11 protein-coding genes and 1 pseudogene are annotated in these 15,220 nt (G+C 50.5%); 8 read left to right on the top strand and 4 right to left on the bottom strand.

Annotation, left to right across the window (positions count from 1 at the left end; all coding sequences use genetic code 11):
- Positions 1 to 17: 17 nt before the first annotated feature.
- A complete protein-coding gene (gene tsr / locus HV350_RS21110) occupies positions 18 to 1,679 on the bottom strand; it encodes a methyl-accepting chemotaxis protein (RefSeq protein WP_153689753.1) in 1,662 nt (553 codons plus the stop codon).
- Positions 1,680 to 1,870: 191 nt separating this feature from the next.
- Here tsr and HV350_RS21115 point away from each other — a divergent pair, with 191 nt between their 5' ends.
- The 8 genes and pseudogenes from HV350_RS21115 to symE all read left to right on the top strand — a co-directional run.
- Positions 1,871 to 2,413 carry a hypothetical protein gene (locus HV350_RS21115; RefSeq protein WP_016151578.1) on the top strand — a complete coding sequence of 181 codons (543 nt, stop codon included), beginning with the start codon at positions 1,871 to 1,873 and terminating at the stop codon, positions 2,411 to 2,413.
- Positions 2,414 to 2,702: 289 nt separating this feature from the next.
- Positions 2,703 to 4,853, top strand: a complete 2,151-nt coding sequence (btsT, locus tag HV350_RS21120) for a pyruvate/proton symporter BtsT (RefSeq protein ID WP_003830033.1) — start codon at positions 2,703 to 2,705, stop codon at positions 4,851 to 4,853.
- 49 nt (positions 4,854 to 4,902) lie between these two features.
- Positions 4,903 to 5,097, top strand: coding sequence for a YbdD/YjiX family protein (locus tag HV350_RS21125; RefSeq protein ID WP_003830038.1), 195 nt, complete (start codon positions 4,903 to 4,905; stop codon positions 5,095 to 5,097).
- A gap of 12 nt (positions 5,098 to 5,109) precedes the next feature.
- A complete protein-coding gene (gene yjiA / locus HV350_RS21130) occupies positions 5,110 to 6,066 on the top strand; it encodes a GTPase (protein WP_049040419.1) in 957 nt (318 codons plus the stop codon).
- 321 nt (positions 6,067 to 6,387) lie between these two features.
- Positions 6,388 to 8,733: a class I SAM-dependent DNA methyltransferase gene (locus HV350_RS21135; protein ID WP_181629263.1), complete on the top strand. Its 2,346-nt coding sequence runs from the start codon at positions 6,388 to 6,390 to the stop codon at positions 8,731 to 8,733.
- On the top strand, positions 8,733 to 10,124 hold the full coding sequence (locus tag HV350_RS21140) for a restriction endonuclease subunit S (protein WP_181629265.1): 1,392 nt from the start codon (positions 8,733 to 8,735) through the stop codon (positions 10,122 to 10,124). The genes HV350_RS21135 and HV350_RS21140 overlap by 1 nt, the downstream gene beginning before the upstream one ends.
- Positions 10,121 to 13,384: a DEAD/DEAH box helicase family protein gene (locus HV350_RS21145; RefSeq protein ID WP_181629266.1), complete on the top strand. Its 3,264-nt coding sequence runs from the start codon at positions 10,121 to 10,123 to the stop codon at positions 13,382 to 13,384. Before HV350_RS21140 ends, HV350_RS21145 begins: the two co-directional genes overlap by 4 nt.
- 54 nt (positions 13,385 to 13,438) lie before the next feature.
- Positions 13,439 to 13,711: pseudogene (symE, locus tag HV350_RS21150) on the top strand (endoribonuclease SymE); the annotation flags it as partial.
- A gap of 94 nt (positions 13,712 to 13,805) precedes the next feature.
- Here symE and tssD read toward each other — a convergent pair.
- Genes tssD through HV350_RS21165 form a run of 3 tightly spaced genes read right to left on the bottom strand, consistent with a single transcriptional unit; the run spans position 13,806 to position 15,166 of the window.
- Positions 13,806 to 14,297, bottom strand: coding sequence for a type VI secretion system tube protein TssD (gene tssD, locus HV350_RS21155; RefSeq protein WP_016151575.1), 492 nt, complete (start codon positions 14,295 to 14,297; stop codon positions 13,806 to 13,808).
- Positions 14,298 to 14,804, bottom strand: a complete 507-nt coding sequence (locus HV350_RS21160; RefSeq protein WP_046275904.1) for a hypothetical protein — start codon at positions 14,802 to 14,804, stop codon at positions 14,298 to 14,300. It lies immediately after the preceding gene.
- Entirely contained in the window at positions 14,804 to 15,166 is a 363-nt protein-coding gene (locus HV350_RS21165; RefSeq protein ID WP_046275905.1) for a tlde1 domain-containing protein, read from the bottom strand. Before HV350_RS21165 ends, HV350_RS21160 begins: the two co-directional genes overlap by 1 nt.
- Positions 15,167 to 15,220 lie beyond the last annotated feature (54 nt).

A 15,220-nucleotide genomic window follows, 5' to 3' on the forward strand; every position in this document is an offset into this window, starting at 1 on the left:
TATCGGGCATTACCAACTTAGAACGTTTCCCAGTTATCCCCGGCATCCGTTACCGCAGCTTTACGCGGCTGGACCGTTGAAACTGGTTTAGCAGCAGCAACGTCACGCGCGCGCTGTTGGTCATGCTGAATACGGAACACGGCAACGGCCTGGGTCAGACGGCTGGCCTGCTCTTCCAGCGCCGCAGCGGCGGCGGCGGATTCTTCCACCAGCGAGGCGTTCTGCTGTGTCACACGATCCATCTCAGCAACGGCCAGACCAACCTGGTCGATACCGCGGCTCTGTTCATCAGAAGCAGAGGCGATTTCACCCATGATATCGGTCACGCGGGTTACCGCATTGACGATCTCATCCATGGTTTCACCAGCGCTTTCTACCAGCGTTGAACCCACATCCACACGGCTGACCGAGTCTTCAATCAGGCTCTTGATCTCGCGCGCGGCCTGCGCACTACGCTGGGCCAGGTTACGAACTTCACCCGCAACCACCGCAAAACCACGGCCCTGCTCGCCCGCACGCGCGGCTTCTACCGCGGCGTTGAGCGCCAGAATGTTGGTCTGGAAGGCAATGCCGTCGATGACGCTGATAATGTCGGCGATTTTCTGCGAACTGGAAGCGATGTCGCGCATGGTTTGCACCACGTTATCCACCACTTTGCCGCCTTTCTGCGCGGTTTCAGAAGCGCTCAGGGCCAGATGGCTGGCCTGACGCGCGTTTTCGGCGTTCTGCTTTACGGTCGCCGTCAGCTGTTCCATGCTGGCTGCGGTTTCTTCCAGAGATGCAGCCTGCTGCTCGGTACGCGAGGAGAGATCGTTGTTGCCCATCGCAATCTCGCTGGCCCCGCTGTAAATCGCGTTGGCACCGTTACGCACATCACCCACGGTGTTCATCAGCTCACCCTGCATATGACGCAGACTTTCCGCCAGTTGGCCAATCTCGTTGGAACCTTCCACCTCAATACGCTTCACCAGGTCGCCGCTGGCGATATGACGAATGCTGTCGATCAGACGGTTCATTGGGGAGATAAGAGTCAGTTTGATGCCGAACCAGACCGCAATAATTGCCGCCAGTACGGTAATCAGCACGCAGACCAGTACCCACATCGCCTGGCTGTAAGAGCTGTTGTTATCTGCTACCGCAATGTCATACAGGTGATCGTTCTGCTGCATGTAGTTGATGTATGTCTTCTCAAAACCATCCTGATAGCTCTGCGTGGGTTGATCAAAGAACGCATTGATCTTCCCGTCACCCAGTAACTGGATCAGCTCCGCCAGCGCGCCGTGATAGATGTCATAGGTGCGGTTGATCTCCTGGAACGCGGCTTCGCTTTGACGCGGATCGCGCGGGAGCGACTCGTAAATCGCCCAGTTTTTTTCCGTCAGTTTCAGCGCCGTGCTGGCTACCTGCATCAGCTCAGCAACGGTCGCACCGCTGCCGATATTGTTCTGATCCATCATGTAGCGAATACCCGCCCGGTTCAGGGTATTACGCGTTTGCAGCAGCTCAACCCAGGTGGCGTTCAGCGCAGACTGTTGCTGGCGAATGGTTTGCAGAACGGTAAAGTTCTCTTTGTCATTCTTAAGTGAGTTAAAAAACAAGCCGCCGGAGGCGAGCTGTAAAAGGCCAAATAGCGCCAATACCAGCAGTAAGCTGGTAACAATCTTCATTCGTTTTAACATGTTTTCTCTTTCCGCTAGACAGATACTCTGGTTTTCGGCCTGGAAAGAGAAAACTTTATGGTGTCAGCAATTGCCACAGAATTATCGTTTTCACATTAAATCTCGTTCCCTATGACAAATTACGCAAAAAATTTGTCGTTCCGTTGCACCTTAGGTGTAGGATTCCCGTTTTTTAAGGAAAGGATGCTTCTATGTTGAATCGCGATTTTGATCACCTATCCACTCTCGCACACCACTTTTTTGAACGTGAAGATGTTCGTCAAAAGCTCAATATCATCGATCAGTACAACATCTCCGGTTGGGAAGTGTGGATGCAGATAGAATTTGCCAATCTGTTGGCTTCGACGGGTCATGAATGGTGGCGTGAACAGACCCTCGCTTGCGATCTGCGGAAAAATCCACAGCGTTTGTCTGTGCGTGCAGATTTCTTATTGCGGAAAAAAGGCTGGACGCAGGACAGCTACATTGCGCTTGAGCTCAAGCAGAACCAGGATCCGACAAGCTGCGTCAGAAATATGATTGCGGATTTGGTTAAAAGCGCAAAAATCAAACGTTCGGAATTAGAGCTACGTAGCTTCTGGACGTTAGGAGTAACGCCCCGCATAGACAAAGAGCGCCTCGATGAACTGATTGACTATTATCTGGATGAAAAATATTACCTGACTAAATCACGTAAGAAACATGTGTTGCTTAAAGACATCGAACAAACGCCTTACTGTTATATCGTAATCTAAGTACCTCAGTGAGCTGTTTCGTCAGTTAGAAAACACGGCATGTAGATGGGCAAACGCTATAATGCCGTGATCTCAATCACATAAATTCCCCCACTCCCCCCCATTGCTTACCGCTCACTGACACTTGGGACCGCTTAAGCTGACATACAACCGCTCACTTATTTACCTTACTTTACGCGCGTATTTCTCTGGCAAGATCCCCCCAACATAGCAGTCAATTTACCTCCTCAAACACAAGATCAAACCCACGCGGCTTCGGCCAATTATTAATTAGATACCAGGTTTTACTATGGATACGAAAAAGATATTCAAGCACATACCCTGGGTGATTCTCGGAATCATCGGTGCATTCTGCCTCTCGGTAGTGGCATTACGTCGGGGTGAGCACATCAGTGCCCTGTGGATCGTGGTCGCCTCAGTTTCTGTTTATCTGGTGGCCTATCGTTACTACAGTCTGTACATCGCCCAAAAGGTGATGAAACTTGACCCGACGCGTGCCACGCCGGCGGTCATCAACAATGACGGTCTGAACTACGTTCCAACCAACCGTAACGTATTGTTTGGCCACCACTTTGCCGCTATCGCAGGTGCAGGTCCGCTGGTTGGGCCGGTACTGGCCGCGCAGATGGGCTATCTGCCCGGTACGCTGTGGCTGCTGGCGGGTGTCGTGCTGGCCGGTGCGGTGCAGGACTTCATGGTGCTGTTTATCTCTTCACGCCGTAACGGCGCATCGCTGGGTGAGATGATCAAAGAAGAGATGGGCCCGATCCCGGGAACCATTGCGCTGTTCGGCTGCTTCTTAATCATGATCATCATCCTTGCGGTACTGGCGCTGATCGTGGTGAAAGCGCTGGCTGAAAGCCCGTGGGGGGTGTTCACCGTCTGCTCAACCGTACCTATCGCGCTATTCATGGGGATCTACATGCGATTCCTGCGACCGGGTCGTGTGGGCGAAGTGTCGGTGATTGGTATTGTGCTGCTGGTTGCGTCTATCTACTTCGGCGGCGTGATTGCTCACGACCCGTACTGGGGCCCGGCGCTGACCTTTAAAGACACCACCATTACCTTTACCCTGATCGGCTACGCGTTTATCTCTGCGCTGCTGCCGGTATGGCTGATCCTCGCGCCGCGCGACTATCTGGCTACCTTCCTGAAAATCGGCGTTATCGTCGGTCTGGCGGTGGGGATTGTTATCCTCAACCCGGAACTGAAAATGCCGGCGATGACTCAGTACGTTGATGGTACTGGTCCGCTGTGGAAAGGCGCTCTGTTCCCGTTCCTGTTCATCACCATCGCGTGTGGTGCGGTATCTGGCTTCCACGCGCTGATCGCTTCTGGTACCACACCGAAGCTGCTGGCCTGTGAAACCGACGCGCGCTTTATCGGTTACGGCGCCATGCTGATGGAATCCTTCGTGGCGATTATGGCGCTGGTTGCCGCGTCCATCATCGAACCGGGTCTGTACTTCGCAATGAACACCCCGCCAGCAGGCCTTGGCATCACCATGCCGAACCTGCATGAAATGAGCGGCGAGAACGCCCCGCTGATTATGGCGCAGTTGAAAGACGTAACCGCACATGCGGCGGCGACCGTCAGCTCCTGGGGCTTCGTCATTTCGCCTGAGCAGATCCTGCAGACCGCGAAAGACATCGGTGAACCGTCCGTTCTGAACCGCGCAGGTGGCGCGCCGACGCTGGCCGTTGGTATCGCTCACGTGTTCCACAAAGTGCTACCGATGGCTGATATGGGCTTCTGGTACCACTTCGGTATTCTGTTTGAAGCACTGTTCATCCTGACCGCGCTGGATGCCGGTACCCGTTCTGGCCGCTTTATGCTGCAGGATTTACTGGGTAACTTCGTTCCGTTCCTGAAGAAAACCGACTCTCTGGTTGCGGGCATCATCGGTACTGCGGGCTGCGTAGGCCTGTGGGGTTACCTGCTGTATCAAGGTGTTGTTGACCCGCTGGGCGGCGTTAAGAGCCTGTGGCCGCTGTTCGGTATCTCTAACCAGATGCTGGCTGCCGTGGCACTGGTTCTGGGCACCGTGGTACTGGTTAAAATGCAGCGCACCAAATACATCTGGGTTACCGTTGTTCCGGCTGTATGGCTGCTTATCTGCACCACCTGGGCGCTGGGTCTGAAACTGTTCAGCACCAACCCGCAGATGGAAGGCTTCTTCTTCATGGCGAATCAGTACAAAGAGAAGATTGCTAACGGCGGCGAACTGACCGCTCAGCAGATTGCCAACATGAACCACATCGTTGTCAACAACTACACCAACGCAGGCCTGAGTATTCTGTTCCTGGTGGTGGTGTACAGCATCATTTTCTACGGGTTCCGTACCTGGCAGAAAGCCCGCGCCATCAACGGTCGCTCTGATAAAGAGACGCCGTATGTACCGGTGCCGGAAGGCGGCGTGAAGACCTCTTCACATCACTAACCGTATTCAGCCCCGCTTCGGCGGGGCTTTTCGCTTATCAGGATTGTTTATGTTTGGTACTTTAGGTCAGGCAAAAAAATACCTCGGTCAGGCGGCAAAGATGCTGATTGGCATTCCGGACTACGACAACTACGTCGAGCACATGAAGACCAACCATCCCGATAAGCCGTACATGACCTACGAAGAATTCTTCCGCGAGCGCCAGGAAGCCCGCTACGGTAGCGGCGGAAGCAGTTGCTGTTAGAAGGAGAAATGAATGACCCCGATTGCAGTTACCCTACTCACCGGTTTTCTTGGCGCGGGTAAAACCACCCTGTTGCGCCATATTCTCAACGAGCAGCACGGCTATAAGATTGCCGTTATCGAAAACGAATTCGGCGAAGTCTCGGTGGACGATCAGCTGATTGGCGACCGCGCCACGCAGATCAAAACCCTGACCAACGGCTGCATTTGCTGTACCCGCTCCAGTGAGCTGGAAGACGCACTGTTAGATCTGCTCGACAACCTCGATAAAGGCGCCATCCATTTCGACCGTTTGGTGATCGAGTGCACCGGCATGGCTGACCCCGGCCCGATTATCCAGACCTTTTTCTCCCATGAAGTGATTTGCGAACGCTACCTGTTGGACGGTGTGATTGCGCTGGTTGACGCGGTACATGCCGACGATCAGATGAACCAGTTCACCATCGCCCAGTCGCAGGTGGGCTACGCTGACCGCATTCTACTGACCAAAACCGACGTGGCGGGTGAAAGCGAGAAACTGCGTGAGCGCCTGGCGCGCATCAACGCCCGCGCCCCGGTGTATACCGTCACGCATGGTGATATCGACCTCTCCCTGCTGTTCGATACCAACGGTTTCATGCTCGAGGAGAACGTGGTCAGCGCCAAACCACGCTTCCACTTTATCGCCGACAAGCAAAATGATATCTCCTCGATCGTCGTCGAGCTGGATTACCCGGTAAACATCAGTGACGTGTCGCGGGTAATGGAAAATCTGCTGCTGGAATCCGCCGAGAAGCTGCTGCGCTACAAAGGCATGCTGTGGATTGAAGGCGAGCCAAACCGCCTGCTGTTCCAGGGCGTTCAGCGTCTGTACAGTGCCGACTGGGATCGCCCGTGGGGCGACGAACAACCGCACAGCCTGCTGGTGTTTATCGGCATTAACCTGCCGGAAGACGAGATCAGAGCGGCGTTTGCGGGCTTGAAGAAGTAACCCTCATTCTGGATTGCCCGATGGCGCACAGCTTTCGGGCCTACAATTCCCCACCATGTCTCAAAACCTATGCCCACAGGCCGGACAAGGTGCAGCCGCCATCCGGCATATATTCCCAACCGTTTGTCGCACTCTTACCGACGGAGAACGCTATTTTTTCTCCCCCCTCATAAAACATTCATTAGGATGATCATTGATGCCCAAAAATCACCGAAAATTATAAAAACCCTTTATAAATGATCAACTTACGAATTTCTGGTAAAAAGGAGACTATCTAACCATTGAAAAAAAAGCCTCACAGCAGAGGCCAGGATTGTATTTATGACATCAGGAAGTTTTTCCCAGACGGCCGCCTTTCTCTGGTCGGTAGCAGACCTGCTGCGCGGCGATTTCAAACAGTCACAATATGGCCGCATCATTCTCCCTTTCACTCTTCTGCGCCGCCTGGAGTGCGTACTCGAAAGCAGCAAACCATCCGTGCTGGCTCAGGTCGAAAAAATCCAGTCAATGAACCTGCCGGAAGAAGCACAAGAGAAAATGATCCTGCGAGCGGCGGACAATCTGACATTCTTCAACACCTCACCGATGGACCTCAGCAAAATGGGGCAAAACGGTATCAAGGCCAACCTGGAGAAATATGTTCAATCGTTCTCCACGGATGCCCGCGAGATCTTCGATCACTTCAAGTTCAGCGAGTTTGTCGGGCAACTGGAAGACGCGAATCTACTGTATAAAGTGGTACAAAAATTCGCGGCCACCGATCTGAGCCCTGAAGCGATTTCCAACCATGAAATGGGCTTTGTGTTTGAAGAGTTGATCCGTCGCTTTGCTGAAAGCTCAAATGAGACAGCGGGAGAACACTTTACCCCCCGCGATATCGTGCGCCTGACCACCTCACTGGTGTTTATGGAAGACGATGATGCGTTAACCAAAGACGGTATTATCCGCACGATTTACGACCCGACCGCCGGTACTGGCGGGTTTCTCTCATCGGGTATGGAATACTTGCACGAACTGAACCCGAATGCGGTCATGCGTGCCTTCGGACAGGAGTTAAACCCGGAGTCTTACGCCATCTGTAAAGCCGATATGCTGATCAAAGGTCAGGATGTCAGCCGCATTAAGCTCGGCAACACCCTCTCTAACGATCAGCTTCCGGCCGATCGGTTTGATTACATGCTTTCTAATCCGCCGTTCGGCGTGGACTGGAAAAAGATTGAAGGGGAGATCAACGACGAGCATCTACAGAAAGGCTTTAGCGGTCGTTTCGGCCCCGGCCTGCCGCGCGTTTCCGACGGTTCACTGCTGTTCCTGCTGCACCTGATCGGCAAAATGCGCGATGTGCAAAACGGCGGTGGACGCATCGGCATTATCCTCAACGGCTCGCCGCTGTTTACCGGCGGCGCAGGCAGCGGTGAGAGCGAGATCCGACGCTACATCCTTGAAGCCGACCTGCTGGAAGGGATTATCGCCCTGCCAACGGACATGTTCTACAACACCGGCATCGCCACCTATATATGGATTTTATCCAACAAAAAGATCGCAGAACGTAAGGGCAAGGTTCAGTTGATTGACGGCAGCAACCTGTGCGGCAAGATGCGCAAATCGCTGGGGTCGAAGCGTCATCAAATGGGCGATGAGGATATCCGGCTGATTACCCGCACCTTCGGGGATATTGAGTCAGTTAGTGCGACCACGCTGGACGTATTGGGTCTGGAAAAAGCACCAGAGCAAAAATCCAGCCGCGGTCGCCAGTCTGCTACCGCGAAAAGCGAAGCGCCAAAAACTTTCGCCAGCAAAATCTTCAACAACACCGATTTTGGTTACCGCCGGTTAACCATTGAGCGCCCGCTACGCCTGTCGGCACAGGTTACCGATGAGGCCATTGCTACTTTGCGCTTCGCGCCGAAGCCGTTTAACGCGCCGATGGAACGCCTGTACGAAGTATTTGCCTCGCAGTGGCGGGATGAGAATTATGGCGATTTCACCACACTGGCAACCGAAGCCCGCGCCATTATCAAAGCCGAGTTTGCCGAGCTGAAAGAGAAGCAAATCAAAGACCTGTTCGACAGCAAACTGTGGCAATTCCAGCGAGAGTTAATGGAAAAAGCGCGGCGTATTCAGGCAGCGGTAGGCGCTCAGGCGGGGGGAAAAGAGGTCATCAGCAACGACTTTAACCAGTTCCAGCTGACGCTGAAGGGCGCGCTCAACACTGCAGGCGTGAAGCTCGATGCCAAAGAGAGCAAGCAGCTTATCGACGCCATCACCCGCAAAAATCCGAATGCCGAACCGGTGGTGAAAAAGGTGCTGAAAGAGGCCGCTCAGCCGCTGTACGGCGCGTTTGAGTACCAAGGGAAAGTTGTTGAGTTTGAGCAGGATGGCGACCTGCGCGATAACGAGAATGTGCCGCTGAATCCGACTATTTCCACCAGCGAGCTAATCGAGAGCTACTTCAAAGCGGAAGTCCTGCCGCACGTGGCGGATGCGTGGATCAACGCCGATAAGCGTGATGCGAAAGACGGCGATATCGGGATTATCGGTTATGAAATTCCGTTTAACCGTCATTTTTATATTTATCAGCCGCCGCGCCCGCTGGAGGAGATTGATGCGGATCTGGATGCGGTCAGCGCTGAGATTATGCAACTGCTGCGGGAGGTACATTCCTGATGGCTAAATATAAGGCGTATCCGCAGTATAAGGATTCTGGGGTTGAGTGGTTGGGGGAAATTCCTTTATCATGGGATATGTGGAAATTATCACATGCATATGAGGTCATCGGTTCTGGAACTACTCCAACGTCAAACAATGAGTCTTGGTTTCAAGGTAATATACTTTGGGTAACTACGGGAGAACTTCGGGAAACGGTAATTTATAACACATCGAAAAATATATCATTACAAACCCTGCAATCGTTTCCAGCCCTAAAAGTTCACCCTGTCGGTTCTATTATAATTGCGATGTATGGGGCAACAATAGGAAGATTAGGTATTCTTGGTGTAGATGCAACAACTAACCAAGCATGTTGTGCAATGACAAAATCAAATGTAATAAACAACAAATATTTATATTACTGGTTACAAACATTTAGAATGGAAATTATTAACCTATCCTCTGGAGGCGGTCAACCAAATATAAATCAAGAAAAAGTTGCATCATTAAAAATCTCATCCCCATCTATAAAAGATCAGATTTTAATAGCAGCATTTCTGGATCACGAAACCACAAAAATCGATAACCTTATCGAGAAACAACAACAGCTTATTGAACTGCTAAAAGAAAAACGTCAGGCAGTAATTAGCAATGCGGTGACCAAAGGGCTAAATCCTGATGTACCGATGAAAGATTCTGGTGTTGAGTGGGTGGGAGAAATGCCTTCCTACTGGAGAATTAGCAAGCTTCGATACATGTTTAACTTCGGTAAAGGATTAACAATTACCAAAGAAAATCTCCAGGACGAGGGGATTCCTTGCATTAGCTATGGCGAAGTTCATTCGAAGTATGGTTTTGAAGTATCCCCTAAACTTCATTCATTGAAATGTGTCGATGAAAAATACCTGAAAGATAATTCTGGTTCATTGCTTTCGAAAGGAGATATTATCTTTGCCGACACATCAGAGGATATTGATGGTTCGGGGAATTTTTCTCAATTAATCACTGATGATATTGTTTTTGCTGGTTATCACACGATTATCGCTAAACCATTTAATAGAAAGAACTGGAGATTTTATGCCTATCTTTTAGATTGCAAGGAATTACGCACTCAAGTCAGACACGCGGTTAAAGGCGTTAAGGTATTCAGTATTACGCAAGCTATTTTACGTGGCCTTTCTATTTGGCTACCAACCGATGATGAACAGAAAAATATTGCTAAATTTCTCGATCACGAAACCACAAAAATCGATAACCTTATCGAGAAACAGCAACAAATTATTCAACTCCTCCAGGAACGCCGTACCGCTCTGATCTCCGCCGCCGTCACCGGAAAAATCGACGTGCGCAACTGGGTTGCGCCGGGCGAACAAGCCAAAGCAGAATCACCCGCGGAGGCCTTTGCATGAGCAACGACATCGCCAAAGAGGTCAATCTGCAAAACGATATCATCGCGCAGATGGTGGCAAAAGGCTGGATTATCGGCAAAGGTGACGGCTACGATCGCGAACGGGCGCTGTACGTACAGGACACATTACAATTCGTGCAAACCACCCAGCCGCAGGAATGGGAGAAATTCGCCCGCGTCTATCCCAACGATACCGGGCGCCATTTCCTCGACGCACTGGTTACGCAGCTTAAAAAAGCCGACAGTAACGCTACGGATATCCAGTCGCGCAGCTGGGGCACGCTGGGCGTATTACGCCACGGTCTGAAAATCCGCAACGCCCGCTTTTCCCTGTGCCAGTTTAAACCGGAACATAATCTTAACCCGGAAACCCTGGCACGTTATCGGCAGAATATCTGCCGCATCGTACCGGAGCTGGTGTACAGCCCCTATGCCTCCAACTGCGCCTTTGCGGAAACCGGCCTGAAAGCCAAAAAGTGGCGCATCGATCTGGTGCTGTTTATCAACGGCCTGCCGGTCGCCACGCTGGAGCTGAAATCCGAATTTAAACAGACGGTGCAAAGCGCGATTGTGCAGTACAAAAAGACCCGTCTGGCGAAAGATCCGGCCACCAACAAACCCGAACCGCTGCTGACCTTTAAGCGCGGGGCGCTGGTCCATTTCGCGGTCAGCCAGTACGACGTCTTTATGACCACCCGGCTCGCGGGGGACAGCACCTTCTTCCTGCCCTTTAACAAAGGCACCAAAGAGGGCGGTGCGGGCAACAATATTCCCGAAGATACCACCCGCTATGCCACGGACTACCTGTGGAATGAAGTCCTGCTGCCGGAAAACTTATTAAAAATCCTTGCCAGCTTCGTGCATTTGCAGATTGAAGAAAAAGAGGACTGGAACGGGCTGAAATCGAAGAAAGAGAGCCTGATTTTCCCGCGCTATCACCAGTGGGACGTGGTCAACAAGCTGCTGGAAGCCGCAACGCTGGAAGGAACCGGCTACAAATACCTGATACAGCATAGCGCCGGTTCCGGTAAATCGAATTCCATTGCCTGGACCGCCCATCAGCTTTCCCGTCTGTACGACGTGAACGGAGAAAAACAGTTCCACTCCGTGATCGTAGTGACGGACCGCACGGTACTGGACGACCAGCTTCAGGACACCATCTGGCAGTTCGAACACGCTGACGGCGTGGTCGGACGCATCAATAATAAAGAAGGCGATGGTTCTAAATCGGAAAAGCTGGCCAGCGCGCTGGAAAACTCGCAGCCGATTATTATCGTCACCATCCAGACCTTCCCGTTCGTCCTGAAAACCATCGAAAACAGCGTCAGCCTGAAACAGCGTAAATACGCGGTGATCGCCGATGAAGCGCACTCCTCACAGAGCGGTACCACCGCCCGTCAGCTAAAAGAAGTGCTGATGACCGAAGAGATGGATGACGACGTGGTGCTGTCGCCAGAAGATATTCTGGATGTCACCATCGCCGCGCGTCAGGGCAGCAGTAATCTGAACTACTACGCCTTTACCGCCACGCCGAAGGCCAAAACCCTCGAACTGTTTGGCCGCCGCCCGCATCCGGAACAACCTGCTTCAAAAACCAATAAACCGGCTGCCTTCCACGTCTACTCCATGCGCCAGGCGATCGAAGAAGGCTTTATCCTGGACGTGCTGAAAAACTATACCAACTACAAAGTGGCGTATCAGCTACTGCAAAAGCTGGAAGATAAAGACCGCGAAGTCGACAGCAATCGGGCCAAGGTCAGGCTGAGCCAGTGGGTCACGCTGCACGATTACAACGTCTCGCAGAAGGTGAAAGTGATCGTCGAGCACTTTCGCAAACACGTTATGCACCTGCTTGGCGGTCAGGCGAAAGCGATGGTAGTCACCAGCTCGCGTAAAGCCGCCGTTCGCTACAAGCTAGCCTTTGATAAATACATTAGCGAGAATAATTACCCGAAAATCAGCGCGATGGTGGCATTTTCCGGGGAGGTGGAATTCCAGGAAGGCGACCAGAATAGCCTCGCGCTGTTAAATCAGAAATTTACCGAGATGAATATGAACCCTGGTCTGAAAGGCCGGGACATGCGCAAAGCCTTCGACAGCGACGATTATCAGGTCATGCTGGTTGCCAATAAGTTTCAGACCGGTTTTGACCAGCCTAAGCTGTGCGCCATGTATGTCGATAAAGCCCTCGGCGGCGTTGAGTGTGTACAGACGCTGTCACGCCTGAACCGCACCTATCCGGGCAAAGCGGAGTCAGGCACCTTCGTGCTCGATTTTTATAACGAGCCGGACGAGATCCTCTGCGCGTTCCAGCCTTATTACCAGACGGCGGAACTGACCGACGTCAGCGATCCGCAGCAGGTGTTCGATTTGTTTGAAAAACTGCGTGCCACGCAGATTTTCCAGTGGAATGAAGTGGAGCAATTCTGCATAGCATTCTTCAGCAAAAATAAATCCAACGCGGCAATCAGCAATATTTGCAAACCGGCGGTCGAACGCTGGAAAAAGCGCTACGCCCTGGCAATCGATGCTTACCTGATGGCAAAAGGGATGTTTGAGCGCACCAAAAAAACAAGCGATACGGTATTAATTACCAATGCGGAAAATAGCTTTAACGCCTGCAAGCAGGAAAAAGATCGTCTGGAGATTTTCAAGAAAGATCTTGGCAGTTTTGTTCGCTTCTACGAGTTTATGTCGCAGATCGTCGAGTACGATGACAAAGATCTGGAGAAACTAAGCCTGTTTGCCCGCCATCTGCGCCCGCTGTTGCATGAGCAACATCTGGAAGAGGACGAGATTGATCTCAGTAACGTGGAGATGAGCCACTATCGCTTATCAAAGATCCACGAACAACATCTGAAACTACAAGAAGATGATGCGAAATATACACTTGATCCCAGTAACGACGTGGGTACGGCAAAACCAAAAGACAAGAAAGAGGAATTTCTGTCGCATATTTTATCGCGAATGAATGAACTGTTTATCACCGACCATCTGACGGATAAAGATATGCTCAGCAGCGCAATGACCGTGTTTAATAAAATCACTGAGAATGAAACGGTGATGAAACAAATCAGGAATAACAGTCCCGAGCAGGCAATATTAGGCGGTTTTTTCAAGGCGGTAGACGACGCGGTGATGGACAGTGACGAAGCGCGACAAGAATTTATGCTGCAGTATTTATCGAACCCGCAGTGCGCTAAGGGCTTTGCCCGCCTGATGTTTGATATGGCGACGGGGCATTTCGCATTGCCTGCTTAAGGTTTTGATTATTGCCGGATGCTTATCCGGCCCGATTTATATTTCTTATCAATAGTGACTTATGCGAGTCGTTATCCGGATTACACGCATGTTCCGGCAATTATTATGAAAGGCCAGTGGCTGGAGGCAGCCGGTTTCGCCACCGGCTGCAAATTCGATGTCAGAGTGATGCCCGGCTGCATTGTGCTGACGGCCAAGCTGCCGGAACCGGAAGAACCGGCGTTACTGCAGTCGCTGCGTCGGGTGTGCAAGCTGTCCGCGCGTAAGCAACAGCAGGTGCAGGAGTTTGTCGACGTGATTTCGGCGAAGCCTGTCAGGCAGAAATAACCGCCCGGATACCAGACGGCGCTCATGAGTATAAGCGCCGTGTATTGATTGCATTACAGCTCTGGGTAACATCATTTTATCCGGAGCCGTTTACTCAAGACCCTAAGCGATAATCCCAATCATCATAGTGGACTATATTCCCATCATGATAGTGCCAGGTAATCTTCTTGTAACGGAGCTGAGCAAGTTCAAGATGGGTCTGTTTTTCGTAATAAGGATCTTTAACATCGTGCATCAGTGAAAAAAGCGTAACGACTTTCACATTTTCCAGGGTTATCGTAAAATAGACCTCTTCCTGACCAGCATAATTTATTCGATAGAGGTCAATAACAGCTTTCCTTAATGTTTCTCCGGTACTTAATGATTTGTACAAAAGCACACTAGAAGCATCAATTTCCTTTTCAATTAAAAATGGACGATGTTGGCGTTTATTCAACACCCTCCCATTATGCAAATCAGAGTTGTAGCTCACATTATGATACAGACCTAAAATCTCGATCTGATTTTCACGGTCTTTTACCATTACACTACCTTTGATAATATTTCCAGCATCATCGATTAATGACATATACCCGGGGATAGCCATTTATAAATCCTTGTTAAATGGAATAGAATTCTCAACACTATTGATCATAACCGCAATACACCGCTTCCCTTCTGTCGTTTTGACCTTATACATTTCCCTGATGGAATTAACAAATAGCTTATTCATTTCTTCTTCTGACTCAGGGTAAGAGGTAAATGCGCATATCTGCTCAATATTCAGCAATGGTCTGTTATCGTTGAGGATAGCCAGAACACCGACTGGGTTATGTGGAATGGCTTCAGAGACCGCCCCCTGTAAATCTTCCGCCGTACTGGCATCCACTCCGAATTCAAGAGCACTTGCTACCGTTAACCAGTCATTATTACCTTTGCTAATTTCAGGAATAATATGGTTCCACCATTCTGACTCACTGTCATCATAAAGTTCGTGTACAACGGTATTTGCTCCTTTTTCATTTATCATCTGCAGAAGCTGTGCTGCAGTATGCACTGCAGCACAGGGAGCACCCGAAAGAATAAATAGAAAGGAGATAAAAATAAATTTCATTATCTTACCACCAAAATTGTGTCACCCGAATCGTAAATGGTTTGGCGCTTATCTTGTCCATTCATAATGATACATCCTGCAGATGCCGTTCCCGGTGGCTGCCCTTTTTTATCACCATGAATTTCGAAATGATCTCTGCCAAAAGTATTTGTCCCTGCAATAGGTTCGAGGATAATAGCGGAGGGACTTTTATGATTATTCCATCCAGCAATAAAATAAACGCCTCGTGGAATGGGGCCCTTGTTACGTATGTGTTCACAGTTCGGTTTATCCTTTGATTCACCAGCACCACTGTAGCAATAAGCAATTAATTTACCGTTATGGCTCAGTATACCTGTCGATACTTTATATTCCCATGTCATATGATTTACATCCTTTAAAATATAATAATTATGCTTATCATATTTAATTGTAAA

The organism is Citrobacter sp. RHBSTW-01013 (assembly GCF_013781985.1).
Taxonomy (GTDB): domain Bacteria; phylum Pseudomonadota; class Gammaproteobacteria; order Enterobacterales; family Enterobacteriaceae; genus Citrobacter; species Citrobacter braakii.